30 protein-coding genes and 1 riboswitch are annotated in these 24,409 nt (G+C 67.0%); of the genes, 18 read left to right on the top strand and 12 right to left on the bottom strand.

What is annotated here, in order from left to right; genetic code table 11:
* Positions 1-87: 87 nt before the first annotated feature.
* From J4O73_RS11315 to J4O73_RS11305, 3 genes are all read right to left on the bottom strand, one after another.
* A complete protein-coding gene (locus J4O73_RS11315) occupies positions 88-867 on the bottom strand; it encodes a HesA/MoeB/ThiF family protein (RefSeq protein WP_426217319.1) in 780 nt (259 codons plus the stop codon).
* Between the two features lie 76 nt (positions 868-943).
* Complete coding sequence (gene infC, locus J4O73_RS11310; RefSeq protein WP_243929520.1) at positions 944-1,465, bottom strand: translation initiation factor IF-3; 522 nt, start codon at positions 1,463-1,465, stop codon at positions 944-946.
* Positions 1,466-1,716: 251 nt separating this feature from the next.
* Positions 1,717-2,904 carry a glycosyltransferase family 4 protein gene (locus J4O73_RS11305; protein ID WP_426217731.1) on the bottom strand — a complete coding sequence of 396 codons (1,188 nt, stop codon included), beginning with the start codon at positions 2,902-2,904 and terminating at the stop codon, positions 1,717-1,719.
* A 203-nt stretch (positions 2,905-3,107) separates the two neighbouring features.
* Between J4O73_RS11305 and J4O73_RS11300 the strand changes: the two genes are divergently transcribed.
* The gene (locus J4O73_RS11300) at positions 3,108-3,872 is read left to right on the top strand and encodes an alpha/beta fold hydrolase (protein ID WP_426217317.1); all 765 of its coding nucleotides are present in this window, start codon (positions 3,108-3,110) and stop codon (positions 3,870-3,872) included.
* 2 nt (positions 3,873-3,874) lie between these two features.
* Here the strand turns inward: J4O73_RS11300 and J4O73_RS11295 are convergent, their stop codons facing one another.
* Together J4O73_RS11295 and J4O73_RS11290 are read right to left on the bottom strand one after the other, a co-directional pair.
* Positions 3,875-4,159, bottom strand: a complete 285-nt coding sequence (locus tag J4O73_RS11295) for a DUF1150 family protein (RefSeq protein ID WP_426217315.1) — start codon at positions 4,157-4,159, stop codon at positions 3,875-3,877.
* 105 nt (positions 4,160-4,264) lie between these two features.
* Entirely contained in the window at positions 4,265-4,693 is a 429-nt protein-coding gene (locus J4O73_RS11290; protein WP_426217314.1) for an Hsp20 family protein, read from the bottom strand.
* 395 nt (positions 4,694-5,088) lie between these two features.
* Between J4O73_RS11290 and J4O73_RS11285 the strand changes: the two genes are divergently transcribed.
* The 7 genes from J4O73_RS11285 (at position 5,089) to J4O73_RS11255 (ending at position 9,202) form a co-directional block, all read left to right on the top strand.
* On the top strand, positions 5,089-5,571 hold the full coding sequence (locus J4O73_RS11285; RefSeq protein WP_426217312.1) for a hypothetical protein: 483 nt from the start codon (positions 5,089-5,091) through the stop codon (positions 5,569-5,571).
* A 34-nt stretch (positions 5,572-5,605) separates the two neighbouring features.
* On the top strand, positions 5,606-6,067 hold the full coding sequence (locus tag J4O73_RS11280) for a Tat pathway signal protein (RefSeq protein ID WP_426217310.1): 462 nt from the start codon (positions 5,606-5,608) through the stop codon (positions 6,065-6,067).
* A 126-nt stretch (positions 6,068-6,193) separates the two neighbouring features.
* Positions 6,194-6,883: a MotA/TolQ/ExbB proton channel family protein gene (locus J4O73_RS11275; RefSeq protein ID WP_426217308.1), complete on the top strand. Its 690-nt coding sequence runs from the start codon at positions 6,194-6,196 to the stop codon at positions 6,881-6,883.
* Between the two features lie 43 nt (positions 6,884-6,926).
* A complete protein-coding gene (gene tolR / locus J4O73_RS11270; RefSeq protein ID WP_426217306.1) occupies positions 6,927-7,397 on the top strand; it encodes a protein TolR in 471 nt (156 codons plus the stop codon).
* An 8-nt stretch (positions 7,398-7,405) separates the two neighbouring features.
* A complete protein-coding gene (tolA, locus tag J4O73_RS11265) occupies positions 7,406-8,404 on the top strand; it encodes a cell envelope integrity protein TolA (protein ID WP_426217304.1) in 999 nt (332 codons plus the stop codon).
* 211 nt (positions 8,405-8,615) lie between these two features.
* Positions 8,616-8,942: a hypothetical protein gene (locus J4O73_RS11260; RefSeq protein WP_378971004.1), complete on the top strand. Its 327-nt coding sequence runs from the start codon at positions 8,616-8,618 to the stop codon at positions 8,940-8,942.
* Between the two features lie 8 nt (positions 8,943-8,950).
* Positions 8,951-9,202, top strand: coding sequence for a BrnA antitoxin family protein (locus J4O73_RS11255; protein ID WP_426217301.1), 252 nt, complete (start codon positions 8,951-8,953; stop codon positions 9,200-9,202).
* Positions 9,203-9,231: 29 nt separating this feature from the next.
* Here J4O73_RS11255 and J4O73_RS11250 read toward each other — a convergent pair whose 3' ends face one another.
* Positions 9,232-10,311, bottom strand: a complete 1,080-nt coding sequence (locus tag J4O73_RS11250; RefSeq protein WP_426217300.1) for an adenylate/guanylate cyclase domain-containing protein — start codon at positions 10,309-10,311, stop codon at positions 9,232-9,234.
* 165 nt (positions 10,312-10,476) lie between these two features.
* Between J4O73_RS11250 and J4O73_RS11245 the strand changes: the two genes are divergently transcribed.
* Entirely contained in the window at positions 10,477-11,316 is an 840-nt protein-coding gene (locus tag J4O73_RS11245) for an aldo/keto reductase (protein WP_426217298.1), read from the top strand.
* A gap of 109 nt (positions 11,317-11,425) precedes the next feature.
* Here the strand turns inward: J4O73_RS11245 and J4O73_RS11240 are convergent, their stop codons facing one another.
* A complete protein-coding gene (locus J4O73_RS11240) occupies positions 11,426-13,624 on the bottom strand; it encodes a transglycosylase domain-containing protein (protein WP_426217296.1) in 2,199 nt (732 codons plus the stop codon).
* Positions 13,625-13,842: 218 nt separating this feature from the next.
* Between J4O73_RS11240 and J4O73_RS11235 the strand changes: the two genes are divergently transcribed.
* Complete coding sequence (locus J4O73_RS11235) at positions 13,843-14,391, top strand: hypothetical protein (RefSeq protein WP_426217294.1); 549 nt, start codon at positions 13,843-13,845, stop codon at positions 14,389-14,391.
* Positions 14,392-14,431: 40 nt separating this feature from the next.
* Entirely contained in the window at positions 14,432-14,680 is a 249-nt protein-coding gene (locus J4O73_RS11230; protein ID WP_426217292.1) for a pilus assembly protein PilZ, read from the top strand.
* Position 14,681: 1 nt separating this feature from the next.
* On the opposite strand, the gene J4O73_RS11225 is transcribed toward J4O73_RS11230, so the two are convergent.
* Positions 14,682-15,053 (bottom strand): restriction endonuclease, encoded by a 372-nt coding sequence (locus J4O73_RS11225; protein WP_426217291.1) that lies wholly within the window; start codon positions 15,051-15,053, stop codon positions 14,682-14,684.
* Between the two features lie 99 nt (positions 15,054-15,152).
* A riboswitch (TPP riboswitch) is annotated at positions 15,153-15,258 on the top strand.
* Between the two features lie 71 nt (positions 15,259-15,329).
* On the opposite strand from J4O73_RS11225, the gene thiC reads away from it, so the two are divergent.
* Entirely contained in the window at positions 15,330-17,219 is a 1,890-nt protein-coding gene (gene thiC, locus J4O73_RS11220; RefSeq protein ID WP_426217289.1) for a phosphomethylpyrimidine synthase ThiC, read from the top strand.
* Between the two features lie 235 nt (positions 17,220-17,454).
* On the top strand, positions 17,455-17,778 hold the full coding sequence (locus J4O73_RS11215; RefSeq protein ID WP_426217288.1) for a hypothetical protein: 324 nt from the start codon (positions 17,455-17,457) through the stop codon (positions 17,776-17,778).
* 6 nt (positions 17,779-17,784) lie between these two features.
* Here the strand turns inward: J4O73_RS11215 and J4O73_RS11210 are convergent, their stop codons facing one another.
* The 3 genes from J4O73_RS11210 to J4O73_RS11200 all read right to left on the bottom strand — a co-directional run bounded on the left by J4O73_RS11210 (position 17,785) and on the right by J4O73_RS11200 (position 19,743).
* On the bottom strand, positions 17,785-18,906 hold the full coding sequence (locus J4O73_RS11210; protein WP_426217287.1) for a glycosyltransferase: 1,122 nt from the start codon (positions 18,904-18,906) through the stop codon (positions 17,785-17,787).
* Positions 18,907-18,987: 81 nt separating this feature from the next.
* Positions 18,988-19,374, bottom strand: a complete 387-nt coding sequence (locus J4O73_RS11205; RefSeq protein WP_426217285.1) for a thioredoxin family protein — start codon at positions 19,372-19,374, stop codon at positions 18,988-18,990.
* A gap of 69 nt (positions 19,375-19,443) precedes the next feature.
* Positions 19,444-19,743, bottom strand: a complete 300-nt coding sequence (locus J4O73_RS11200) for a hypothetical protein (protein WP_426217284.1) — start codon at positions 19,741-19,743, stop codon at positions 19,444-19,446.
* Positions 19,744-19,978: 235 nt separating this feature from the next.
* Here J4O73_RS11200 and J4O73_RS11195 point away from each other — a divergent pair, with 235 nt between their 5' ends.
* The 5 genes from J4O73_RS11195 (at position 19,979) to J4O73_RS11175 (ending at position 23,378) form a co-directional block, all read left to right on the top strand.
* Positions 19,979-20,599 (top strand): TetR/AcrR family transcriptional regulator, encoded by a 621-nt coding sequence (locus J4O73_RS11195; protein WP_426217282.1) that lies wholly within the window; start codon positions 19,979-19,981, stop codon positions 20,597-20,599.
* 80 nt (positions 20,600-20,679) lie between these two features.
* Positions 20,680-21,141, top strand: a complete 462-nt coding sequence (locus tag J4O73_RS11190; RefSeq protein WP_426217280.1) for a DUF2852 domain-containing protein — start codon at positions 20,680-20,682, stop codon at positions 21,139-21,141.
* Positions 21,142-21,256: 115 nt separating this feature from the next.
* Positions 21,257-21,892 carry a uracil phosphoribosyltransferase gene (gene upp, locus J4O73_RS11185; RefSeq protein WP_426217279.1) on the top strand — a complete coding sequence of 212 codons (636 nt, stop codon included), beginning with the start codon at positions 21,257-21,259 and terminating at the stop codon, positions 21,890-21,892.
* A 61-nt stretch (positions 21,893-21,953) separates the two neighbouring features.
* Entirely contained in the window at positions 21,954-22,967 is a 1,014-nt protein-coding gene (locus J4O73_RS11180) for an NAD(P)H-quinone oxidoreductase (protein ID WP_426217277.1), read from the top strand.
* Positions 22,968-23,078: 111 nt separating this feature from the next.
* A complete protein-coding gene (locus J4O73_RS11175; protein WP_426217276.1) occupies positions 23,079-23,378 on the top strand; it encodes a hypothetical protein in 300 nt (99 codons plus the stop codon).
* Between the two features lie 60 nt (positions 23,379-23,438).
* On the opposite strand, the gene J4O73_RS11170 is transcribed toward J4O73_RS11175, so the two are convergent.
* Positions 23,439-24,320, bottom strand: coding sequence for a 3-hydroxybutyryl-CoA dehydrogenase (locus tag J4O73_RS11170; protein ID WP_426217274.1), 882 nt, complete (start codon positions 24,318-24,320; stop codon positions 23,439-23,441).
* Positions 24,321-24,409: the final 89 nt, after the last annotated feature.

Raw genomic sequence — 24,409 nt, 5'->3', positions numbered from 1 at the left:
GCTTGAGGGGCGGAGCGGCAGAATGCACGGCGTCAGGAACGTTAAAACCCCGCGAGGATGACGAGGTTGCGGGGCGCGAAGGTTGCGTCAGCCCTGCGCCGTGCCGCTGAGAGGGTTGTCCGGGTCCCAGCCGTAATGCAGCGTCTCGAAACGCATGGAGCGGGCATCAACCATCAGGAGACGCCCGACGAGGGGTTCGCCGAAACCTGCCACGGCGCGGATCACTTCCATCGCCATCAGCGAGCCCATCACCCCCGCCAAGGCGCCCAGCACGCCAGCCTCCGCGCAAGGCGGCACCGTGCCGGGCGGGGGCGGGCTCGGGAAGAGGCAGCGATAGGTCGGGTTCGGGCGCCCATCCGCACCCTTCTCATGGGCACGGAGCGTCGTCAGCGTGCCATCGAACCGGCCGAGAGCCGCCGTTACGAGCGGGCGGCGAACCTGGAAGCAGGCATCCGAGACGCAATAGCGCGTGCCGAAATTGTCCGAGCCATCAGCGACGACGTCGTACTGCGCGATCAGGTCGGCAGCGTTGCCGGGGTCGAGCCGCACGGCATGTCCCTCGACGCGGACATGGGGATTAAGTCGGGCGACAGCCGCAGAGGCGCTCTCGATCTTCGGCCGACCAATATCGGGGGTGCCGTGGATCACCTGCCGCTGCAGGTTCGACAAGGACACGATGTCGTCGTCGGCAATCCCGATCGTGCCGATCCCCGCCGCCGCGAGATACTGAATGAGCGGCGCGCCGAGACCCCCGGCGCCGACCACGAGGACCCGCGCCGCCTGCAGCTTCGCCTGCCCCGGCCCACCGACTTCGGCAAGGACGAGATGGCGCGCGTACCGTTCGATCTCGTCGCTGTCGAAAGCCATTGAGCTCGGAATGAGGCTCGAAAAGATCACGCGCCGTCCGGGGGGACGGCGCGCCCTGCATGATGAGGCGACGCGATCAGCGCGGCGCGAGAATCATGATCATCTGGCGGCCTTCGAGCATCGGCTCGCTCTCCACCTTCGCGATCTCGGCGGTCTCATGCTTGACGCGTTCGAGGAGCTTCAGGCCCAGGTCCTGGTGCGCCATCTCGCGGCCGCGGAACCGCAGCGTGACCTTGACCTTGTCGCCTTCCTCGAAGAAGCGCTGCACCGACTTCATCTTGGTGTCGTAGTCGTGCTTGTCGATGCCGGGGCGGAGCTTGATCTCCTTCACCTCGACCGTCTTCTGCCGCTTGCGGGCCTCGTTCTGCTTCTTCTGTTCGTTGAAGCGGAAGCGCCCATAATCGAGCAGCTTGCAGACCGGCGGTACGGAGTTCGGCGCAATCTCCACGAGATCGAGGCCGGCTTCCTCAGCCAGGGCCAACGCGTCGAAGAAGGGCACGACGCCACGGTTTTGCCCGGTATCGTCGATCAATTGCACGTCTCGCACCCCGCGTATGTCGCGGTTGGCGCGCGGCCCATCCTTCTGCGGGGCCGGCATGGCTCTCATCGGTCTACGAATGGCTGTGGTCTCCTGCTTCAACGACAAACGGCGGCCGAGCTGAATCCCTCCCGGAATCCCCTGACCGCCAGCCGTTCCGGTCTTTCCCGGAAAAGACACCTTGACGCAACCGCACCAAGTGTCAACGGGGTTGCGTGACGAATTGGCTCACCGATCAGCGCGCGAAACGCTCATCGGTTCCACCGCATTCTTGATGTGTGGCCTGAGCGAGCGTGCTGCAAGGTTCGGCGTCAGCCGGTACGGCCGAGCAATTCCGCGTAGACCGCCAAGGTATCGCCCACCATCCGCTCCAGGGAAAAGTTGGTTTCCACATGAGCTCGGCAGCGGCGAGCCAGCGCATCGCGAGCGCTGGCCCCGAGCGACAAAGCGTCCGTGAGCGAGGCGGCGAGCGCAGCGGCGTCGCCCGCAGGCACGCGCCAGCCGGTCCGTTGGCCGGTGGGGACGTCGGGCGGGGCAAGAACCGTTTCCGGCACGGCACCGAGATCCGAGACGACCACGGGCGTGCCGAGGGCCTGCGCCTCGACTGCTGACCGGCCGAACGCCTCGGGCTCGATGGACGGCACCGCCACCACCGAGGCTGCGCGGAAGGCGGCGGGCATATCGGTGCAATGGCCCACCCGTCTCACGATGCCGTCGAGGCCGCGCGCCGCGACGAGGGCGTCGATCTCCCGCTCGTAACTGGTACGTCCCTGGGGGTCGCCCGCCAGGACGATAGCGAGATCCTGCACGCCCTGCTGGCGCATCAGCGCCGCCGCCTCGATCAGACAGCGATGTCCCTTCCAGGCGGTGAGCCGGGCAGCCAGAAGAACCACACGGTGATGCGGCTCCACGCCCCAGGCGCGGCGAAGGGCTTCCACCCGGCCCGGCCCCACCGCGTGCGGATTAAAGGCGCCGAGATCCGTGCCACGATAGATCACTCGCAACCGGTCCCCGGCCTCGGCAGGGTGCAATTGCTGAATGAGTTGCGCCGTGTAGCGGGAATTGGCGATCACCACATCGCCCCGCGCCATGACGGAATTGTACAGAACCTTCACGCCGGTCCGGCCGGAATAGCTGCCGTGGTAGGTGGTGACGAAGGGGATGCCGAGGCGGCGCGCGGCGCCGAGCGCCACCCAGGCCGGAGCGCGGGAGCGGGCGTGGATGAGGTTCACCCCCTCGCGACGGCACAGGGCCGCGAGGCGCAACGTGTTGATCGCCATGCGCAGCGGGTTCTTAGCGGCGGCCGGAAAGCGCAACCAATGGCCGCCCTTGGCCTGCAATTCGCCGACGAGACGCCCGCCCTCGGTTGCGACGAGCGCCCGTGCTCCCGCCGCAGCGAGCCCGGCGGCGACATCGACCGTTGTCCGCTCGGCACCGCCCGCATCGAGATCGGGGATGATTTGAAGCACGGTCGCCCCGGCAAGGCGGCCCTCGCCCATGGGAAAGCTCGGCGTCGCCCTCGCCTCCTCGGTCACACCCGGTCCTCCCGTGAGAAGCCGCTCAAAGGCGGCTGTTCGCTGCCACGTATCCACGTAAGAACCTGTCCCCATCGGCGCAGCATGGCGGTTGCGATTTACGGTCCCGTAAACGGACTCTGAAGCTCAACCGTTCGTTTCACATCTAATTCGCAAAGGAACCCGGAATGGCTGAATCCAGCGTCACGATGACTGTCGAGGGTCATGGCCCTGCGCGCGAGATCGCCGTGCGGGTGCGGGACGGGGCCGGTCCTCCGGTCGTGTGGCTCGGCGGCTTTCGATCGGACATGAACGCCACGAAGGCAGGCGCCATCGATGCCTGGGCGGAAAAGGCCGGGCGCCGGTTCGTGCGCTTCGATTATGCCGGCCACGGCATCTCAGGCGGGCGCTTCGAGGATTATGTCATCTCGTCCTGGCTGGACGATGCCCGCGCAGTGATCGCGGCCCATGCCGACGAGACGCCGGTCCTGGTCGGCTCATCGATGGGCGGCTGGGTCGCCTGCCTTGCCGCACGGGAGCGGGCGCGTCAGGGCAAGAAGACCGCAGGTCTGGTACTGATCGCGCCGGCGCTCGATTTCACCGAGGAACTACTGTGGGCCTCGATGGACGAAGACCAAAGAAGCGCGATGCAGGCGAAGGGCGGCATCAGTGTGCCGAGCGAGTACGATCCGCGCCCCACCGTCTTCACCATGGGACTGATCGAGGACGGCCGGAACAACCTGATGCTCGGTGGTCCGGTCGAACCGGGCTGTCCGGTCCACATCCTCCAGGGAGGGCGCGATCCGGACGTTCCCTCGTCTCACGCGTTCCGCTTACTCGAGCGCCTGCCCGCCGAGGGCACGGTGCTCACCTTCATCGCGGATGGCGACCACCGCCTATCCCGGCCGCAGGATATCGAGCGGCTCGTTTCGGCGGTGGCCGGAATTGCCTGAGCTTAGTGCAGGCTGACCGTGTGCAGGTCCTGCGCAAGGGCGTTGGCCAACACGGTCTCGCGGGAATCGGCGAGCATGATCGGCGCGCCGCTCGCGGAGAGCAGAGCGAACAGGTCCAGCCCAGGTGTCAGGGCCGGTGCCTGCGGGAAGAAGCGGCGCACCTCCTCAGACCGAATCGGGCGGACATAGGCGATGTGTCCTTCGCCCAGGACGGCGAGATCCGCCGGCTGAAAAGCCGATGCGTCGAGGTCGGCGGGGGTCAGGGGTGCGGTGTTCAGTTCGGACATGGATGCCCTCCTTCGAGGCAGAGCGTCGGTCCCGGCCCCAGATGGCGACCGGGGGGTACGATCCCGATGTGGGGACGGCCCCCGATACGATCAATCTCCCCGCGTTCAGTCGCGGGCGAGGATGTCGATCCGCCGCACGACCCGCTCCGGCTCCGGCCGCACGAGGTCGATGGAGAGCAGGCCATTCGAGAGGTCGGCGCCCAGCACCTCCATCCCGTCGGCCAGGAGGAAGACCCGCTGGAACTGGCGCGCCGCGATGCCACGGTGAAGAAAATGGCGCTCCCGCTCGTCGACCTGACGACCGCGCACCACGAGTTGATTTTCTTCGAGCATCACATCGAGCTGGGCACGGGTGAAACCCGCCACGGCCAGGGTGATGCGCAGACGCTCCGGCTCCTGCTCAGTCCGAGCCAGCCGCTCGATATTGTAGGGTGGATAGCCATCGCCCGCAGCCTTCGACACCCGGTCGAGGGCCTGTTCGATCTCATCGAAGCCAAGCAGGAAGGGGTGCCCGAAGGGCGACGGTCGTGACATCGCGGGACGTGTTCCCTCAGTGCGAAGCCTCAGACCTGCGGGCGTCCCGCGCCCGGCAAGCCGGTGAGCGCTCCGGCGCCACGGAGCCCGCGCAAGGCAGCACTCCGCCCGGCGGGCCCGCCGGGACAGTCGAGATATGGCCGAGCGGTTCCGGGCCATCAAGGGATCGCCCGGTCGCTGTTATGCGTCTCCGAGCGAAAGGCGGGAAACCGACGCAAGGGCCAGCGGCGCTTGAGGAATTCGCGGGGTGAAATCGGCCGATTGCCGAATGATCCCGCTAACAGTTTGGAACCGCTCTGATTTTTGCTCCGGCCCTTGATGCGCCGACCCGTTCCCGATACCTCCCGAACCGCAACGCGGCGCCATCCCCGGCCGCTCTTTCTCAGGAGGTGCGATTGCAACCGTCGATCCCGCCTACCAACAATCCGATGCGCCGGGTCGCCGAGGCCTGCCGGGATGAGGCCGAGATCCTGGCTCTGTCCGTCGCTCGATTCGTCGCGGCGGGATACATGACAGGGGATATCGCCTGCTGGGATGCCGCCTTCAACGGCGCCGAGGAGTTGCTCGGTTCGCACGAGGGCGGCCGCTTCGTGGCCGGCATGGTCGGCATCGTGCGCGCCCTGCGGATCGAGCGTGACGGCGACTGGTCGTTCATGCCCGCGAGCTGCTGCCGCCTGACCGGCCATGAATGCGCGCTCGTCGCCCTGATCGGGCGCGGCCGACGCGGCGCTTGGGACGAAGTGGCGCAGGACGCTGCTGCCCTGGCCGGGCGAGAGGCGCCGCGTCTGACGGCCGCCGTCCGCGCCGCCGCCGGAACCATCGATGCGGCGGCCACTCGCCTCGCACCCACCTATCCCCGGTCGAGCGTCCTCCATTGAGGCGGGCCGGATCTGACAAGAGGACCTTTCGACCGTGATTGACCGGAGTTTCTCGTCCAGCCGCATCGGCGCGGCGCTCGTTTCGGGCTTCGTCGCGATGGCTCTCGCCGGTCCAGCGATCGCCCAGGAAGCGGCGGCCGACAAGGCCGCGCCGGTCAAGCTTCAGCTCAACAAGACTGAAAGTGCGGGCGACGCGTGCCGGATCACCATGGTGGTCGACAACAGCAAGGGTCCGGCGATGAAGACCTTCAAGGTCGATCTCTTCGCCTTCGACACCGACGGCGTCGCTCAAAAGCGCGTGGCCGTGGAACTCGCGCCGATCGCTTCGAATAAGACCAGCGTCAAGATCTTCGACTTCCCCGGCATCGCCTGTGGGAAGGTCGGGCGCATCCTCCTCAACGACGTGCTCGCCTGCGACGGCGGCGAGGGCGCGCGCGAAGCCTGCCTCGCTCGGACCGAGACCGAGAGCAAGGCCGGAATCTCGTTCGACCGCTAGCGCGGTCGAACCGACACGATCACCCCGGCGTCCGGGCGGCTTCCGCGCGGGCGCAGTCGGCTTTGACGGCGCACGAAGACGTGGGTCGCAGGGCCGGTCGCAATCACCCGACGTGAGGAGCCCGACATGGATCCGACCCAGGCCGCCCCGATCGAAGCCCACGATTTCTCGTTCCTCGGCCTGTTCCTGCAAGCCGACCCGATCGTGAAGGGCGTGATGATCCTTCTCATCGTCGCCTCCATCGCCTGCTGGACGGTGGTGTTCGAGAAGATCGTGCGGCTCGCGGCGGCGCGTCGCCAGGCCAAGGCATTCGACACCATGGTCCGCTCCGGCGGGGCGCTGGATCAGACCTTGAAGGGCGTGGCCGGGCAGGTGGTGTCGGCGGCGATCGAAGCGTGGCGTGATCAGGACTCGACCGAGACCCGCGCCGAGCGCCGGGAGCGGATCGAGCGGGCCATGCGCGTTGCGCTCGGCATCGAGATGAAGCGCCTGCGCACGGGCCTTTCGCTGCTCGCCACCTCGGGTTCGACCGCGCCGTTCGTCGGCCTGTTCGGCACGGTCTGGGGCATCATGAACTCGTTCTCGTCCATTGCCCGCAGCCAGGACACCTCGCTCGCCGTGGTGGCGCCGGGCATCGCGGAGGCCTTGTTCGCCACCGCCATCGGCCTTGTCGTCGCGATCCCGGCGGTGATGGCCTATAACAAGCTGACGGGTGACGCAGGCAGCATCCAGAGCTCCTTCACCTCCAGCATCTCCATCCTCGGCAACCGCCTCGCCCGTGACCGGGCGGGCCAGCACCGCGCCGCGGCCGAATAAGGCCGACTGAGCGGCAGCGCGACGGAAGCTTGGAGGACAGCCGATGGCAATGGGATCGATCAAGGCGGGCAGCGACGACGAGGACGGCCTCGACGCGGCCCCGATGGCCGATATCAACGTCACACCCATGGTCGACGTGATGCTGGTGCTGCTGATCATCTTCATGGTCGCTGCGCCACTGATGACGACCGGCGTGCCGGTGCAGCTGCCCAAGACGAGTGCGCAGAAGGTCGCTCAGGCCAAGAAGCCGCTGGAAATCACCGTCGATAAGGACGGCAATCCGTCCATCGCCAAGGAGGTGTTCACGATGGACAGCATCGTGCCGCGCCTGCGCGAGATGGCCGCCGAGAACAAGGACCAGGTGATGCTGGTGCGTGGCGACCGTGATGTGCCCTACGGCAAGGTGATGGAAGTGATGGGCCTCGTTGGGCAGGCGGGCTTCTCCAAGGTTTCGCTCATCGCCCAATCGCCCGGCGGCGCCGCGCCCGCCCCCGCTGCCAAGACCGCTCCCTGATCGAGCCGATGACTTCGCTGACTTCGACGTCCTTGCCTCCGCGCCGCCCGACCGGGTTGGTTGCCGCCTTCCTCGTGGCCATCGGCCTGCATGCCCTGGCCCTGGTGGGGATGATGTTCATGCGGTTGACGCCCCCGGCGCCGCCCGGCGAGCAGCAGGTGACGATCGACCTCGCCCCCGTGATGACCGAGGCGCCGACCCAGGCTCCGGCGGAGCAGGCGGCCATGGCGGCCGCACCGCCCGAGGCCAAACCGCTCGAGGAGCCCATCGAGGAGGCGACCCAGCCACCCCCGCCCACCGAGATGGTGCAGGCGCCGCCGGAGGAGAAGCCGATCCCGCCGGAAGAGACGAAGCCGGTGGAAGCCGTCGAGGCGAAGCCCATCGAGCCGCAGGATCAGGTCGTCACCTCGACGGCCGAACAGGCCGAGCCGCTCGCCGCGCCTCCGGAGCAGATTGCCAAGCCGGTCGAGCCCGAGAAGCCGAAGGTCGACCTTGCCAAGCTGAAGGCCGAAAAGGAGGCCAAGCTGCGCAAGGCGCGCGAGGAGAAGCGCAAGGAAGAAGAGCGGCGCGAGCGGCTGGAAGAGATCCGCGAGGCCAAGGAGGCGAAGGCCAAGGCCGCCCGCGAGTCCCGCACGAAGGCGGCTCAGGCGCGCCAGGGTGAGACCCGCGATTCCGCTGCCGCCTCGCGGCAGAGTTCGCAGGGACGCGCTGCCGCAGGCAGCGACCCTAGCGCCATGCGTCAGTGGACCGGGGCGATCAGTGCCGCGATCCATAGCCGCATGAACCCCGGCGCGGCTTCCGGCACGGCGGGGGGGACGGCGGTGGTGCGCTTCACCGTGATGCGCTCCGGCTCCGTGTCGGCAGCCGGGCTCGCCCGTTCGAGCGGTGTCGGCCAGATCGACAGCGCAGCTCTTTCGGCGGTGCGCGGCAGCCTTCCGGCGGCCCCTGCCGGAGTGACGCAGCAGAGCCTTTCCATCACCATCCCACTGAATTACCGGGTGCGTTGAGCAGTCTTCGGGGCTTGGAGGATTCGCCAGACCCCGTGCCGGCATGCTAAAGGCTTTAACATTCCGTCTCGAAAGGGCCGTCACCCGGCGGTTTTGTAGAGGCGGACCATCCGGCCATCCCTCTGCCCTCCTCGAACCGGCCGGGCCCGCCCTGATAGCCGCGCCAGCCTCGATGCGGCTTGCACCCCTTGAGCGGGACGAAAGGGACACAATGAGCGACGACATCGAAACCGACCTCGACGAGGCGGAAGAGATCCGTGCGGCGGAGACCGAGGCGCGTGTGAAGGCCGAGAACAAGGCCGAGCGCGCGGAACGGGCCGAGCGTATGGCCCGCGAAGGCGCCCAGGCCATGGCCGAGCATCTGGCTTCCCAGGTGGCTGTCGATGAGCGCACGAAGCGCCTGCGCGCCCTGCGGCTGGCCAAGGAAGCGGCCGATGCCCAGACTGCCGCGACTGCCAAGAAGGAGGCCGACGAGGCCAAGGCGGCCAAGGATCGCGCCCGGAAGACCGCTGCGCGCAAGTCGGCCAAGAAGGATTGAGACCTGCCATGGTGGAGAGCCGCGACCGCCGCCGCCCAACCGACGCCCGTGCGGCGGCCGAGGCGGCTTTCCGCAAGGCGACCACTAAGCCGGCCGCCGCCCCTGCGCCAGCGGCACCCGCTGCTGCGGCGCCGGGTGTGCGCGAGATGGTGAGCTTACGCCTCGACAGTGCTGTGCTGGAGCATTTCCAGAAGGACGGTCCTGGTTGGCAGGACCGCATCAACACCGCTCTGAAGGCCATCATCGCCCGCGAGGGTTGAGGCCACCCTCCCCCACAGACCAAACCGTCTCAACGAGCGCGGGCGGCCTTGAGTGGCGCCGCGTTCGTGCTGTTGGCCGCCTCGGCGAGAGCCGGGCCGCGTTCCAACGTGGAGACCGCCTGTGGCGCGCCCCGTCCCCGCAGGGCATGCGAGCCCAGCGAGCGGGCGCGAATATTGGCGGGGAGGCCCCCGAGCCGATCCAGCAGATCCTGCGAGATCAGGATGCCGACGCCGAGCGGCCGGCACAGGGCCTCTATTCGCGACGTCACGTTCACGGCATCGCCGAAATACGCGATCTTGTGCCGGTCGACCCCGACTTCAGCCGTTACCACCGGGCCGCCATGCAGGGCGGCGCGCAGACGCGGCACCGTGCCGAACCGCGCCTTCCACGCCTCGGCATCGGCTTCGATCCTGTCGAGGACGGCGAAGAGGCACGAGACGCATTTGGCGTCGGCCAAGCCACGGTCCATCGGCCACGTGATCATGGCGAGATCGCCGATGTAATCATCCACCGATCCGCTGTGCCGCCGCACCGGCTCCGCGAGCGCCGCGAAGACGGCGCCGAGATATTCCTGCGCCCGGAGATCGCCATGGGCCTCCGCGAAGGCGGTGGACCCGACCACGTCGAGGAAGAGGAAGATTCGCTCCTCCTCCACGGGGCGGTGGTAGCGGCCGATCATGAAGTTCACGAAGACCTCGCCGCCGATGAGGTCGCGCATACGGATGATGAAGACGAGCATCGCCGAGACGCCCAGCGAGTAGGCAAGCACCCGCGGCGTCAGCTTCGTTGCGGTCGAAAGGTCGTCCGTCGTGAGCCCGAGCGCCCAGACGACCAAGCCGCCGAGCGCGCAGCCCGCCGCGATCATCAGCACGTAGGCCGCCTCCGCTGCCGGGACGTAGGCCCATGCGGGCCAGCGGCGGATTCGGGCCTGCAAGCCGGCCAAGATGAGCCCCCGGTCGAAGGCGAGCACGGCCACGCCCATGCACAGGCCGTAGGTGAGCCCGGCGAGCGGCGAGGCGCCCGCCGCGAAGATGAAGTTGTAGAGGAGCCCGGCTGCGCCCGCCGCAAGGACGATCAGCACCCAGAACCAGCGGTGAGGCGGCAGCATCAGCGCACCTCGCGATTTGCGTCGAGCGCAGAGGACACGGCTTCGACCCTAGCCTAAAGTCTACGGATGCGCGTAGCGTCGGGTTCTTGCTCACCCGGCCATGATGGCGTGAGTAAGGCGCGACGGTAAGCCGCCGTTCGAGCGGTGGATCGGGGAGACGGCGGCATGCACGCGAGGGGCTTCGGGGCGGCACGCGTGTCGGTGCCGGTCATCGGCCAGGGTACATGGCGGATCGACGGCGCCGACCGGGCAGAGGCGGTGCGGGCCCTGCGCGCGGGCGTCGATGCGGGCATGACCCATATCGACACCGCCGAAATGTACGGCGAGGCCGAAGCCATGGTCGCCGATGCCATTTCCGATTGCCGGGAGGAGATCTTTCTCGTTTCGAAGGTGGTGCCGAGCAATGCGACGCGCCGGGGCGTGGTGCGAGCCTGCGAGGCCTCGCTTCGCCGCCTAAGGACCGACCGGATCGATTGCTACCTGTTGCATTGGCCGGGAAGCCACCCGCTGGCCGAGACGGTGGCGGGGTTCGAGGATCTCCGGCGCGACGGCAAGATCCTGTCCTGGGGCGTCAGCAATTTCGATGTCGATGACCTCGAACAGTTGCTCGCCATCGCGGGGCCGGACCGCATCGCCTGCAATCAGGTCTACTATTGTCCGACCGAGCGGGCCATCGAGCATGCGGTGCTGCCCTGGTGCACGGCTCACGGCGTCGCGCTCGTCGGCTATTCCCCGTTCGGCAGCGGCGACTTTCCCGAGCCTGCGAGTCCCGGCGGGCGCGTCTTGCAGAGCATCGCCGATGCGCATGGCACCTCGCCCTACGCGATCGTGCTCGCCTTCCTGCTCCGCCTGCCGAACACCTTCACCATTCCGAAGACGGTGCGGGCCGAACGCGCCGTCGAGAACGCGGCGGCGGCCGAGATCCGCCTCGACCCCGCCGAGATCGCGCTGATCGAAAGCCACTTCCCACGCGGGCCCAGGCCGCGCGTGCTGCCGATGCTGTAGATCGCATTCCGACGAAGGGGATACCGGTTCGTCGCAAGACTGCGCGTCACAACCACGAGCGAGCGCCGTCGGCCTGATGCGATCAGGTCGGATACGGCTCTCGTCAGGATCACTCGTTGATGCCGAACAGCTTCTCGAAGAAGTTCGGCTCGGCGCGCTGCTGCCGCTGGCGGCGAACGGGGGCCTCGGGCTGAGGCGCGGGGGTCAGGCCGTCGATGATCTGGCCGATCACGTCAGCCGGTCCCGCATTCGCGACCGAGGCGGTCGTCTCCGGCGCCCTGCGCCAGCGGTTGATGTTGGGCAGCGGCACCGGGTTCTGACCCTTCAGGGCCTGGACCATGTATGTCTTCCAGACCTCCGCAGGCAGGTTGCCGCCCGTCACCTTCTTGGTCAGTTCGCCATCGTCGTTGCCGAGCCAGACCCCCGTGACGAGGCTGCCTGAGAAGCCGATGAACCACGCGTCCCGGTAGTCCTGGGTGGTGCCGGTCTTGCCGGCAAGGTCCCAGCCCGGGATGTCGGCCTTCTTAGCGGTGCCGCTGACGAAAGTCTCATGCATCATGGCGTTCATCATGCCGTCGGCCTCCGGGCTCATGACCCGGCCGAGACCGCTCTCGGTGCGCTTGTAGAGGAACTTCCCGTCCGACCCCTTCACGGAGGCGACCACATAGGGAATGACGCCCGTGCCGCCGTTGGCGAAGGCGCCGTAAGCTCCCACCATCTCCAGAAGCGTCACTTCCGACGTGCCGAGGGCGATGGAACCGTTGGCCTGCAACGGTGAGGTGATCCCGAGCCGTTGGGCGGTCTGAACGACGGCCTTCGGGCCGACCTCTTGGCCAAGTCGGACCGCGACCGTGTTCAGAGAATGGGCTAGCGCCGAGCGAAGGGTGACCGCGCCCTCGTAACGGTGCGAGTAATTCTCCGGCGCCCAATTGCCGATCTTGATCGGCGCATCCTCACGCACCGAGTCGGGCGTCGCCCCGCGCTCGACGGCAGCGAGGTAAACGAAGGGCTTGAACGAAGAGCCGGGCTGGCGCTTCGCCGTGGTCGCCCGGTTGAACTGGCTCTGTGCGTAGTCGCGGCCACCGATCAGCGCGCGGATCGCTCCATCCGGCCGCATCGAAACCAGGGCGCCTTGGCTGACGTTGAAGCGTGAGCCCTGCTTGTTCAACTCATCGACCAGCGACCGCTCGGCCGTGGCCTGCAGCGAGGGATCCACCGTGGTCTGCACGGTGATGTCGCTCTCGAACTTGCCGACGTAATCGTCGAGCACGTCCATCACGAGGTCGGCGACATAGTTGGCGGATCCACCGCCACGCACGCTCGCGGGCCGGGCGGGCTGAGCGAGAGCGACCTTCACGTCCTGGGGCGCCGCGAAGCCGAGTTCCTGCATCGCCGCCAGCACCTGGGCCGCGCGTGCCTGCGCTGCGGGCAGGTTGCGGTTCGGCGCCAGCCGCGACGGCGCCTGGACGAGGCCGCCGAGCATTGCGGCCTGGGCGAGGCTGACATCCTTGGCGGGCTTGCCGAAGTAACGCTGCGCCGCTGCCTCGACGCCATAGGCGCCCGCGCCGAAATAGACGCGGTTGAGGTAGAGCTCGAGGATCTCATCCTTTGTATATTTGTGCTCCAACCAGAGGGCGAGAATCGCCTCCTGGATCTTGCGGGACGCGGTGCGCTCCTGCGTGAGGAACAGGTTCTTGGCGAGCTGCTGCGTCAGGGTCGAGCCGCCCTGGGCCACGCCCCGCCGGGTCAGGTTCTGGCCGATGGCCCGTACGATACCGACGGGGTCGATTCCCATGTGGCTGTAGAAGCGCCGGTCCTCGATCGCCACGAAGGCGCGCGGCAGGTAGGGCGGCAATTCCTTGATCGAGACAACGCGTCCGCCCGTCTCGCCCCGGTTGGCGAGGAGCGTGCCGTCGCTCGCCAGGATGGCGATGTTCGGCGGACGCTTCGGCACGGAAAGCTGGTCGATCGGCGGAAGTTGCGACGCGTGATAGGCGATCAGCCCCGCAAGACCGATCACAGCCCACAGGCCCAGCACGACGCCGCCATAGACGATGCGACCGAGCCATGAGCGGCGGCGCTTCTGGCTCCGCCCGCCGCCCCGGCCCGACGAGCCCCTGCCCCCGGACGAACCGCGGGATGGAGAGGATCGCTTGCCCGTCTGCTTGCTCACGCGACCCTCGCTCCCTGTGCCGCCGCCGCCCGCCCGGTCCTCCCGGGAGAGGCGCAGGTCGAGGTCGCCGCGCTGTCCGGGCCGACCTTCCGGCACGTCGAAATTCGGCTCGGCCCTGCCACGCTTCTGCGCCATCGACACCCGCTACGAAGCTCGCTCGCCCGCGCACGAGACCGCGCAACCCGAGGTCGAAACGACATCGCGGCGGCCCTTCGGACGCATTCTGAGACGCTGTAAATGCGGCGGTTTAAGGGGCCGTTAAGGGAGCCGAACGCGATGCAAAAAGCTTCGGATTTTGTGGCTCGTAGCAATATTCGGCAGGCCGCCTCTGGTTTCGGCGAAAGTCCATCCGTATGGTGCCGCGCGTTTCAGAGGGGGAGAACGGACTGGTGCGGGCAGCAATCCTCGTCGCGGCGGCGGCCATCGGTTTCGGGAGCTTTCCCGCGCTCGCCGAAATCAAGCTGGATACGGTGAACACCGTCCCCTGCGCCGAAGAAGGCGGCGTCTGCAAGATGCCATACCCGACGAACGTTTATTTCGGCGTGCCGGGGAAAACCAATGGCCGCCCCTTCCCCCAAGGCGGTTCGGTGCCTTGCAACGTCCAGAGCTTCGGTGACCCCGCTCCCAACCAGCGCAAGACCTGCTGGTACGCGCCGCGTCTGACGGACAGCGGCGGAGTCGGCCGCTATCGCAACGATGACCGTGGCCGGGACGATGGCCGTTACCGCCGCGATGAGAGGGACGATGGCCGGTTCCGCGACGGCTACCGATCGCGCGACGGCTATCGCGACGACGACCGCCCCAGCCGCGACTACGAAAGGGATTACGACCGCCCGCGCCGTTCCTACGACGATGACGGGGCGGTGCGCCGCCGGTATCGCACCGTGCCGGACGATGAGTGATCCGGCCGCGCTGCCGGATCGGCGCTGAGCGAGGCAGATCATGTCCGAGGAACGGCGCGGTTCGTACCGTCGCAATGCCTTTACGTTCGGCGCTGTCGAGGGTGAGGACGGCGAGATCGATTGCCTCGTCTGGGACGTGACCGAGGCAGGCGCGTTGATCGAGATCGAACGATCGGTCGATCTGCCCGAGCAGGTGTTGGTGCGCCTCTCACCGGAGACGGCGATGCGCGAGGCTAACGTGGCTTGGCAGCGTGGAAAGCGGGCGGGGCTGATTTTCGTCTCGTCGTGATTCAATCCCTCCGCCGTCCGCCCCTCCGGTCCCGCGTCATGCGGGTCGGGGCGTAGAAGTCGTCCGGTTTCGTGCGGACCCATTCCACGAAGCGCGCGAGTTCCGGGTCCGCCCGTAACGCATCGACGTCGGCGAGGCGCCGGGCGATCTCGGCTTCGCTGTAGCGGGCGTGGATCGCCGAGTGGCAGACTTGATGCAGCCGCACCGTGCCGCGATGCGTCCCGCCCTTCAGCTTGGGCGTCAGGTGATGCAGGCTGGATTTCGCGCCGTGCGGGATCGGCCGCTCGCAGAGCGGGCAGATGACCGGCGGCGCGGCCTGGGGCCCATGCGTCGTCGGATCGTCGTCGCGCCACAGGCGGTCGCGTCTGCCCAAGTCGTTCCCTCCATGAGGCGTCCGGTGGGCGAGGACAGGGCGCTGTCACTCGGCTCCACGCGGCGGCATTGACAAGACAAGGCAAACCTCGGAGGTTCGAACCGTTCCGAGGGGGGCCCGTAAGGGGCTGAGATTGGGCGGAAATGCCCTGACCCTTGAACCTGATCCGGTTCGTACCGGCGGAGGGACAGGAACTCTGCGGCTTCTTCGGCGAGGCCGCACCTTCTCCCTATCGTCGTCGCGCAATTGGACCGCTCCAGCGCCAGGAGAGGCCAGATGAACGCACCCGTGCTGCCCAAGGATGTGAAGGGAAGCCCCGAGACCGTGACCACCGGTCCGGTCACCGGCTCGCGCAAGGTCTACGCGCCAGTCGCCGGCCGCGAGGATATCCGCGTCCCCTTCCGAGAGATCGTGCTGACCGATCCGAAGGAAGCGCCGGTGCGGGTCTACGACCCGTCTGGTCCTTACACCGAGACCGACGCCCGCATCGACCTCGCCGCCGGCCTTCCGCAGGTCCGCGCCCCGTGGATCGAGGCGCGCGGCTACGAGGCGGCGACGCCCCGCGAAGTGAAGCCCGAGGATAACGGCTTCGCCTCCGCCGAAAAGCTCGTCGCCCCCTGCCCCGCCGAGCGCGTGCTGCGCAAGGCGGCACCCGGCCAGATGGTGACGCAGTACGAGTTCGCTCGTGCCGGGATCATCACCGAAGAGATGATCTACGTCGCGCACCGCGAAAACCTCTGCCGCGAGCAGATGTTGGAGCGGGCCGAGGCGGCCCTCGCCGACGGCCAGAATTTCGGTGCCTCGGTGCCGCCCTTCATCACGCCGGAATTCGTGCGGGACGAGGTGGCACGCGGACGGGCCATCATTCCGGCCAACATCAACCACACCGAACTTGAGCCGATGGCCATCGGCCGCAACTTCCTCGTGAAGATCAACGCCAATATCGGCAACTCGGCCGTGACCTCGTCCGCTGCAGAGGAAGTCGAGAAGCTGGTCTGGTCGATCCGCTGGGGTGCGGACACGGTGATGGACCTCTCCACCGGCCGCAACATCCACAACATCCGGTCCTGGATCGTCCGTAATTCGCCCGTGCCGATCGGCACCGTGCCGATCTATCAGGCGCTCGAGAAGGTCGGCGGCGATCCGCTCAAGCTCGATTGGGAGGTCTTCAAGGACACGCTCATCGAGCAGGCCGAGCAGGGCGTCGATTACTTCACGATCCATGCGGGCGTGCGGCTCGCCCATGTGCCGCTCACCGCGCGCCGCGTGACCGGCATCGTCTCCCGCGGTGGCTCGATCATGGCGCGCTGGTGCCTCGCCGGGCACCGCGAATCGTTCCTCTACGAGCGGTTCGATGAGATCTGCGACATCATGCGGGCCTACGACGTGTCGTTCTCGCTGGGTGATGGCCTGCGCCCCGGCTCCATCGCCGATGCCAACGACGCCGCTCAATTCGCCGAGCTGGAGACGTTGGGTGAACTCACCAAGATCGCCTGGGACAAGGGCTGTCAGGTGATGATCGAGGGCCCCGGCCACGTGCCGATGCACAAGATCAAGGTGAACATGGAAAAGCAGCTTCGCGAGTGCGGCGAGGCGCCTTTCTACACCCTCGGTCCGCTGACGACGGACGTGGCTCCCGGCTACGACCACATCACCTCCGGCATCGGTGCGGCGATGATCGGCTGGTTCGGCACGGCGATGCTCTGCTACGTTACCCCGAAGGAGCATCTCGGCCTGCCGGACCGCGACGACGTGAAGGTCGGCGTGATCACCTACAAGATCGCCGCCCACGCCGCCGACCTCGCCAAGGGCCACCCCGCCGCGCAGCTGCGTGACGATGCGCTCAGCCGCGCCCGGTTCGATTTCCGCTGGGAGGATCAGTTCAATCTGAGCCTCGATCCGGATACGGCCCGCGCCTACCACGACGAGACCCTGCCGAAGGACGCTCACAAGGTCGCGCATTTCTGCTCGATGTGTGGTCCGAAGTTCTGCTCGATGAAGATCACCCAGGATCTTCGTGCCGAGGTGCTGGCGATGGAAGAGGCGGGTCAGGTTATCGGCCAAGCCCCCGCCATGTCCAAGGCGGAGGCGGAGGCCGGGATGCGCGAGAAGTCTCGCGAGTTCCTGGCCGAGGGCGGCAAGCTCTACGTCGACGCGGCGGAGTGAGAATGGTCGACGCGCCCGTCAGAGGACGGGCGCGTCACACCGGGGTTTGACGGTTTTCGTAGCAAACTATGATTTATCGCAGGCGCGATAAAGCGGATTTGACTTGGGTCGGTAACCCGATCTTCATCGCGAGTCTGGAACCCGCTGTCGAAGACTGGCGCGGCACGCGGGCATTAAGCCCCGCTTAATGCGATAGGCGCGTAATCCGTCCATCACAGGATCGTAGGAGCCTGTCATGGATGTTCGAAGTGTTACCAGTCCGGCCTCTGGACCGCAGGGCCTCGAAGCCCTCGGCGCCACCGCCGCCCCTCAGCCCCGTGAACCCGAGACGCCTTCAAAGGCGCTCGAACCCGCGGTGAAGCTCGATATCGGGACGAATTCGCGGGAGACGCGGTTCATCCGCGACACCGATACCCGTGCCATTGTCTTCCAAGTCGTGGATCCCGGATCCGGGGACGTGCTGGCGCAGTTGCCGAGCGAAACGGCCCTGCGCAACCGCGCCTATGCGAATGCAGGCACGCAGAACACCGCGAACGGCAACGTCACCCGCGTGGCCTGAATCCGTTCAGGCCGTTCTCGCTGTGACCGGCGAGGCGGTGACGGCGTTGCGGCGTCTGTCGCGCAGCTTCGTCAGCGCGCGGATTGCCACCAGCGCGATGCGTGCGAGGCGGATCTGCCCCGGCAACTGGCGCGGGCCGATCGGGCTGTAGGCGAGTCGTGGACTGGCCTTTTCAGCCTCGGAGATGGCATGGCCGAGGGGAAGGCCGGCGATGCGGGCAGCATCCGCTTTGGAGAGGCCGAGCCATTCGGCCCAGGCGCTGTCCCGCGCAAGGGCGCCGGTCGCGTGCAGATGCCGAAATTTCGCCCGCCACAGGTAGCGGCGCACGCACCGGGGGAATGTCTCCATCCGCGCGTCGCACAGGGCGTCGGGCTCCTCGCAGCGCGACCGGATCGTATCTGCAACACCGCCCGGCGCCCGGCCGGTGAGCCGCGCCGAGATCGTTACGCACACATCTGTCGCGTGTCGCACGCGCTTCCCATGCGCGATGAGCCTCGCGATGAAGGCGCCGTCCTCCCCGAGGGGAATCTCCGGCATGCCGCCGACGGCCAGATACGCCTCGCGGGTAACGGCCAGCGTCGCGCCGATGGTGGTCCGGTGACAGGGCCAGGGATCGTGCGGATCGGGATCGATCCGCGCTTCGGCTTCGGTGATCAGGGCGTCATAGATATCCTCCAGACGACCACGTGCATGAAGCATATCCGGCAGGAGCTTGCCCTCTTCCACGTCGAGTTCCACGCGTCCCGCGACGGCGTCCGCCCCGGCGGCGATGGCGGCCTGCGTACGCGCCACCCAATTCGGCGGGACCCGGCTGTCGGCGTCGGTCGAAAGAATCGCCCCACCGGCTTCTCCGAGCCACGCGGCGGCGGCATCCATGGCCTTCCGTCGCGCCCACCCGGCATGGGCGCCGGAATAGTTCTCGTTCAGCACTTTCACCGGCACCGAGAGGGTCGGGACCAGATCGGCGACGATCGACTCCGTCCCGTCCGTGCAATTGTTCAGGAACAGCACCACCCCGAGTGAGCCGGGGCTCAGGCCTTCCTGCGCATCCAGAGCGCGCAGGCATGCGGTGATCCGCTCGGCCTCGTTGCGCACCGGAACCGCGACCACGGCGGTGGGATTCGACATCGGACTTGTCTCGTCAGCGCCGACGATGGCGCGCGGTCGCTTATCCTCCGGACGACCTGAACGGAAACCGAAAGCCGCCGATCAATGCGTCTTCTCGACCAGACCCTCGATCCATTCGGGTTGGGTCTCGCCGACGGAACGGCCAACCTCGGTCTCGCCTTTGAAAGCGATGAGGGTGCTCTGCATCCGGGCATTGAAGGCCTTGAGCACATCCTTGCGGCTGTCGAAATCGACGTCGAAGACCAGAAGATCCTTGAAGCGCGGATCCTGCGTCAGCTTCGCGATGATAGGCTTCTGCGCCTTGCAGATCGGGCACCAGGGTGCGCTGACCTCAATGAGGATCGGCTTGCCCGCCTTCTGCGCGGCGTCGAACGCCTCTTGCTGGAATGGCACAGGATCGACCGCCATGGCGGGGGAGATCGACAGGGCGAGCCAAGCGACGGCGAGGAGTTGGCGGCGTGTGGTCATGGGCGTTTCCGTGGACTCTTATGGTCTTGCCTCGATCCTACACGCGAGAATGAACGGAACGCATCGCCATCACGCCGCACCCGGCGAGCCTGCCTTCTCCTCCTCGACCAAGGCCGCGATGTCCGCATCCGTCACATCCTCCATCACCTTGCGGACGCGCAGGGCGCGGGTCGGCTGACCGACGCGCATCACGAGAACGATCGTCTCCATGTCCGGGCATCCCGGATCGGCGCAGGCGATCTCGTTGACGGACAGGGAATCGTCCGGTCCGAGCCCCAGGGCGGGGGCGATCTCGGCCTTGAGGCGTGCGGCCAGGGCCGAGCGTTCGGCGGATCTGGCACGCCACGCCTTGAGGCTCACGAAGGCCATTGGATCCTCCCGCGCGGCTTGTTCGAACGCGTCGCGCTTGAAACAATGTTACGTCAGGTCCGTCAAATCAGGCTCGCGTGAGCCACGGGTTCGAGGGCGGTTTTTTCGTTTTCCCCCACTGCTTGCGGCCGTTCGGAAGGTTGTGTTGCAACAAACCGGCCCCTCGCCCGTAATGCACTGCGGGTCCGCTGGTACAGGCGGATAGTCCGGGGTCTGTAGCGGGAGAATCGGTGTCTTGCGACACTGGCGGGATGGGCCGGGCGACCGGCGCAATTATCATCACGGCAATCTCAAAGAGGCTTTGGTCGAGGCCGCACGGCGCTTTATCGCCGAGCGCGGCATCGGGGGCTTCACCCTGGTCGAAGCGGCACGCCTCGTCGGCGTGACGCCCGCCGCGCTGTATCGCCACTTCCGGGGGCGCGAGGCGCTGCTCGAAGAACTGGCCGGGCGCGGCTTCAATGAACTGGCGAGCCGCCTCGCCCGCGCCCTCACCTCCCGCGGGACACCGCTGGAGCGATTCACTCGCATGGGCGAAGTCTACCTCGCCTTCGCTGAGGAAGAGCCCGCCTATTACGCGGCGATCTTCGAAACACGCGGCATCCACGCGGCGGAGATGCCGGAGGGTCGGCCGAGCCCGTTCGATCTGCTGGTCGAGGCGTTGCAGGCGACTTTCACGGATGGTTTCGGAGGGGTGACGCCGCGCTTCATCGCTCTTGAAGTGTGGGCGCTTGCCCACGGTCTGGCGACCCTTTCGGCTGCCGGGCACCTGCCCACCGGCCCCGGTATTCCCGACAAATATGAGTTGCTGCGCGCAGGCGTGCTGGCCCTCGTCCACGGTGCGTCACGGCGCGAATAGCGGCCGGCCTCGGCTGCCCTTGAAAGCCCCGGCTTCAATCCGCATGTTAACGCTGTTCACATGAGATGCGGAGCTTGCCCGTGAACACGACCTCGACCCCTCCCTATGCCACCGGCCGTCCCTGCCGGACTGGTCCATTCCCACGCCGATCGATCGAGATCGGCGCCATCGTCCTCGGTTTCATCTACTGGTGGCCGGTGGGACTCGCGTTGCTCGCGTGGAAGCTGACGGGCTACCCAGCCTTCGGTGAGATGCGCGATGCAGCTCGGCGCAACTTCGGGACCTGGGACGAGGCGCGTCCCGTGTCGCGCTTCGCCCGGGCCTTCGAGGCCGCCAATCGCGGCACCGGAAACGCGGCTTTCGATGAGTATCGCCGCGCCGAACTCGACCGGCTCGAAGCCCAGCGTCGCGCCCTCGAAGAGGAAAGCCGCGCCTTCACCGCCTTCGTAGAGGAGCTGAAGCGCGCCAAGGACCGCGAGCAGTTCGACGCCTTCATGGCCCAGCGCCGTGCCGGTGGCCAGGAAGGCCCGCGAAACGTGTGAGTCCACAGGCCCCACTCCCCTCTCCCCGTCCGCGGGGAGAGGGAATGAGGTTGATCCCGTTGCGCCCGCACTCCGCCTCCGGCAATGCTCACGCCGGATCGCTGAGGGAGTGAGAATGTCGGGCGGGCGAGTCACGGTGGTCGATCACCCGCTGGTGCAGCACAAGCTCACCCTGATGCGGGATAAGGATCGCTCGACGCAGGGTTTCCGCCGCCTGCTCAATGAGATCGGTATGTTGCTCGCCTATGAGGTGACACGCGATCTCCCCCTCGAAGACATTGATATCAAGACGCCCATCGGACCGATGTCCGGCCGTCAGATCCAGGGCAAGAAGCTCGTCCTTGCCCCGATTCTCCGGGCGGGCGTCGGGTTTCTCGATGGAATGCTGTCGCTCGTGCCGTCGGCCCGGGTCGCCCATGTCGGGCTTTATCGTGATCCCGAGACACTCGAAGCCGTCGAGTATTACTTCAAGGCGCCGTCCGATCTCGCCGACCGTACCGTGCTGGTGCTCGATCCGATGCTCGCCACCGCGAATTCGGCGGTTGCGGCCCTCGACCGGCTGAAGGCGCGCGGCGCCGTCGACCTTCGCTTCGTCTGCCTGCTCGCGGCGCCGGAGGGGCTGGCCCGTCTTGCGGCGGCTCATCCCGACGTGCCGGTTTGGACGGCGTCCATCGACAGCCACCTCAACGATCACGGCTACATCGTACCCGGCCTCGGCGATGCCGGCGACCGGATGTACGGCACACGCTGATCCGGCCTTGCCGGAACGCGCATCGCCGACACTTATCTCCCCGATTGCTCGGAGACCTGACATGGCCAGCGCCACCCTGCCCGAAACCATGCGCCGGATCCGCTACGACGGTAAGGGCGGCCCGGAGATCATCGCCGTCGAGACGGCGCCCGTTCCGCAGCCGGGACCGGGCCAGGTGTTGATCGAGGTCGTCGCGGCGGGGGTGAACCGGCCGGATGTCGCCCAGCGCGCGGGCAGCTATCCGCCGCCGCCCGGCGCCACCGAGATTCCTGGCCTCGAAGTGGCAGGGCGCATCGCCGCTCTCGGGGAAGGTGTGCAGGGCTTGTCCGTGGGTGATGAGGTCTGCGCCCTGGTCATCAGCGGCGGCTATGCCGAATTCGCCGTGGCCGAGGCGGGCCATTGCCTGCCGCGCCCGGCCGCCATCTCGCTCGTCGATGCGGGTGGCCTGCCGGAGACGTTCTTCACGGTCTATTCCAACGTGATCCAGCGCGGACGCCTATCCGAGGGTGAAAGCTTCCTCGTCCATGGCGGATCGAGCGGCATAGGCGCCACGGCCATCCAGATGGCGAAGCTATTCGGTGCCACGGTCTATGCCACGGCGGGCTCGGCCGAGAAGTGCCGCTTCTGCGAGGAACTGGGGGCCAAAGCCGCTATCGACTACAAGCAGACCGACTTCGCGGAGGAGATCCAGCGCCTCACAGACAAGCGCGGCGTCGACGTGATCCTCGACATGATTGGCGCGAGCTATCTTCAGCGCAATCTCAAGTCGCTTGCCCGGGACGGTCGCCTCGTGATGATCGCGCTGATGGGTGGCTATAAGGTCGATGGGCTGAACATCACGCCGATCATGACCAATCGTCTGACCTTCACCGGCTCGACGCTGCGTCCGCGCTCGAAGGAGGATAAGGCCGCCATCGCTGCTGGCTTGCGCAAGGATGTGTGGCCGCATCTCGAAAATGGGCGCATCCGCACAGTGACGCACGCGACCTTCCCTTTGGACCGTGCCCGCGAGGCGCATGAGATGATGGAATCGAGCGCCCACCTCGGGAAGATCATTCTGACCACCGGCCGCTGAGGTTCGCGGACACCGGAACTCCCCTCCCCGCCCTAGCGTTGCCGACCGACAACAGTTTGAAGTTGCGGACGGCGTCGCGAGCGCGCCGCGTAACGTGAGCGAGGGATCCCGATGGTCGAAAAACTTACCCCCACCGAGGGCCGTCAGGCCCAGCGTGGCAAGCCCGTGCTTTACGTGCTGCTCGGCAGCCTCGCGCTGCTCGCTGTCGCCATGGTTGGCCTGCTGACATGGAACGGCGCGAATTCGCCGAAGGATTGGGCCTCGCAGAGCCAGGACGCGTCGCGCAAGGAGATCACCGGTTCCGTGACCGGCACGTCCAGCCCGTCGTCGGGCAATGCAACGTCGGTGCCGAGCGACAATCCGGCTTACCCGCAGCCCGCGCAGAAGGGTGCGAACGGCGAAGCCAAGTAAGATCGGACGTCAGAGTGGCTCTCGCGATCCCAGGATCGCGGGAGCCGTTTGCTGTCCGGTTCAGCGCGTCGGGACGGGGTTTACGCCCCGGTAGTCGTAAAAGCCGCGCTTGGTCTTCCGACCGAGCCAGCCAGCCTCGACATACTTCACCAGAAGCGGACACGGCCGGTACTTCGAATCGGCCAGCCCTTCGTACAGGACCTGCATCACCGACAGGCAGGTATCGAGGCCAATGAAATCCGCCAATTGCAGCGGACCCATCGGATGGTTGGCGCCGAGCTTCATGGCGGTGTCGATCGATTCGACCGAGCCCACGCCCTCGTACAGCGTGTAGATCGCCTCGTTGATCATCGGCAGCAGGATGCGGTTGACGATGAAGGCCGGGAAATCCTCCGACATCGTCGCCGTCTTGCCGAGCTTACCGATGAAGCCCTTGGCCGACTCGTAGGTCTGATCTTCCGTCGCGATGCCGCGAATCAGCTCCACGAGCTGCATCACCGGCACCGGGTTCATGAAGTGGATGCCGATGAACCGCTCGGGCCGGTCGGTCGCCGCCGCGAGGCGGGTGATCGAAATGGACGAAGTGTTGGTGGCCACCATCGTGTCGGGCCCGAGCACCGGACAGAGGCTCGTGAAGATGTCTCGCTTGGTTGCCTCGTTCTCGGTGGCGGCCTCGATCACCAGATCGCAGGGCGCGAGGCCCGCGAATGTGTCGATGGAGGTGATGCGCTCGCGAGCGGAGCGGCTATCCGTCTCCTCCATGGCGCCCTTCGACACGAGACGGGCATACCCCTTCTCGATCGAATCGATACCGTTGGCGAGCCGTGCCGGGTCACGATCGTTGATGTAGACGTCGAGGCCGGCCGCGGCACAAACCTGCGCGATGCCGCTTCCCATCTGGCCCGCGCCGATGATGCCGACCCGCTTGATCTCGATGCCCATCTGAAGACCTTGCCCCCGATCCGTGCCTGCCCCTCCGACGGCCCGCGGTTCGACCGAGAGCGCTGGGGCGGCACGTTGAATTCAATGCC

This window comes from Methylobacterium sp. NFXW15, from assembly GCF_049887755.1.
Classification (GTDB): Bacteria; Pseudomonadota; Alphaproteobacteria; order Rhizobiales; family Beijerinckiaceae; genus Methylobacterium.
Note: the sequence above shows the minus strand (reverse complement) of the source record. Positions and strands in the feature narration are given on the sequence as shown.

Coding starts and splice junctions, on each gene's coding strand:
- J4O73_RS11315 (WP_426217319.1), bottom strand. CDS start 867: ATGGCTTTCGACAGCGACGAGATCGAACGGTACGCGCGCCATCTCGTC.
- infC (WP_243929520.1), bottom strand. CDS start 1,465: ATGCCGGCCCCGCAGAAGGATGGGCCGCGCGCCAACCGCGACATACGC.
- J4O73_RS11305 (WP_426217731.1), bottom strand. CDS start 2,904: ATGGGCGAGGGCCGCCTTGCCGGGGCGACCGTGCTTCAAATCATCCCC.
- J4O73_RS11300 (WP_426217317.1), top strand. CDS start 3,108: ATGGCTGAATCCAGCGTCACGATGACTGTCGAGGGTCATGGCCCTGCG.
- J4O73_RS11295 (WP_426217315.1), bottom strand. CDS start 4,159: ATGTCCGAACTGAACACCGCACCCCTGACCCCCGCCGACCTCGACGCA.
- J4O73_RS11290 (WP_426217314.1), bottom strand. CDS start 4,693: ATGTCACGACCGTCGCCCTTCGGGCACCCCTTCCTGCTTGGCTTCGAT.
- J4O73_RS11275 (WP_426217308.1), top strand. CDS start 6,194: ATGGATCCGACCCAGGCCGCCCCGATCGAAGCCCACGATTTCTCGTTC.
- tolR (WP_426217306.1), top strand. CDS start 6,927: ATGGCAATGGGATCGATCAAGGCGGGCAGCGACGACGAGGACGGCCTC.
- tolA (WP_426217304.1), top strand. CDS start 7,406: ATGACTTCGCTGACTTCGACGTCCTTGCCTCCGCGCCGCCCGACCGGG.
- J4O73_RS11260 (WP_378971004.1), top strand. CDS start 8,616: ATGAGCGACGACATCGAAACCGACCTCGACGAGGCGGAAGAGATCCGT.
- J4O73_RS11255 (WP_426217301.1), top strand. CDS start 8,951: ATGGTGGAGAGCCGCGACCGCCGCCGCCCAACCGACGCCCGTGCGGCG.
- J4O73_RS11250 (WP_426217300.1), bottom strand. CDS start 10,311: ATGCTGCCGCCTCACCGCTGGTTCTGGGTGCTGATCGTCCTTGCGGCG.
- J4O73_RS11245 (WP_426217298.1), top strand. CDS start 10,477: ATGCACGCGAGGGGCTTCGGGGCGGCACGCGTGTCGGTGCCGGTCATC.
- J4O73_RS11240 (WP_426217296.1), bottom strand. CDS start 13,624: ATGGCGCAGAAGCGTGGCAGGGCCGAGCCGAATTTCGACGTGCCGGAA.
- J4O73_RS11235 (WP_426217294.1), top strand. CDS start 13,843: ATGGTGCCGCGCGTTTCAGAGGGGGAGAACGGACTGGTGCGGGCAGCA.
- J4O73_RS11230 (WP_426217292.1), top strand. CDS start 14,432: ATGTCCGAGGAACGGCGCGGTTCGTACCGTCGCAATGCCTTTACGTTC.
- thiC (WP_426217289.1), top strand. CDS start 15,330: ATGAACGCACCCGTGCTGCCCAAGGATGTGAAGGGAAGCCCCGAGACC.
- J4O73_RS11215 (WP_426217288.1), top strand. CDS start 17,455: ATGGATGTTCGAAGTGTTACCAGTCCGGCCTCTGGACCGCAGGGCCTC.
- J4O73_RS11210 (WP_426217287.1), bottom strand. CDS start 18,906: ATGTCGAATCCCACCGCCGTGGTCGCGGTTCCGGTGCGCAACGAGGCC.
- J4O73_RS11205 (WP_426217285.1), bottom strand. CDS start 19,374: ATGACCACACGCCGCCAACTCCTCGCCGTCGCTTGGCTCGCCCTGTCG.
- J4O73_RS11200 (WP_426217284.1), bottom strand. CDS start 19,743: ATGGCCTTCGTGAGCCTCAAGGCGTGGCGTGCCAGATCCGCCGAACGC.
- upp (WP_426217279.1), top strand. CDS start 21,257: ATGTCGGGCGGGCGAGTCACGGTGGTCGATCACCCGCTGGTGCAGCAC.
- J4O73_RS11180 (WP_426217277.1), top strand. CDS start 21,954: ATGGCCAGCGCCACCCTGCCCGAAACCATGCGCCGGATCCGCTACGAC.
- J4O73_RS11175 (WP_426217276.1), top strand. CDS start 23,079: ATGGTCGAAAAACTTACCCCCACCGAGGGCCGTCAGGCCCAGCGTGGC.
- J4O73_RS11170 (WP_426217274.1), bottom strand. CDS start 24,320: ATGGGCATCGAGATCAAGCGGGTCGGCATCATCGGCGCGGGCCAGATG.